Below are 281 nucleotides of genomic sequence, written 5' to 3'. Positions count from 1 at the left end.
GCCCACCGTTGCCCAGATGCCGTCCACCACAGCCACCTTGGCATGCAAGAAGGCCGGCGTGTATTCGTAGATCTCCACGCCATGGCCGACCAGCTCGGCGTACAGCGCCTCGGCGGCCCAGCCGGCCAGCCGGTAGTCCAGCTTGCCCTGCAGCAGCAGGCGCACACGCACGCCCCGGTCGACCGCGCTGCGCAGCGCCTGGCGGATGCGCTGGCCGGGGTAGAAGTAGGGACAGAGGATGTCCACGCTGCCACGGGCGTTGGCGATCGCGTCGGCGTAGG

1 protein-coding gene is annotated in these 281 nt (G+C 70.1%); it reads right to left on the bottom strand.

The window, feature by feature from the left end; translation table 11 throughout:
* Positions 1-281: phospholipase D-like domain-containing protein (locus tag ACG0Z3_RS23340; protein ID WP_394402463.1), on the bottom strand; the 281-nt coding region annotated here is incomplete at both ends.

The sequence above is a fragment of the Pelomonas margarita genome (assembly GCF_043555875.1).
Classification (GTDB): Bacteria; Pseudomonadota; Gammaproteobacteria; order Burkholderiales; family Burkholderiaceae_C; genus Pelomonas; species Pelomonas margarita.
Note: the sequence above shows the minus strand (reverse complement) of the source record. Positions and strands in the feature narration are given on the sequence as shown.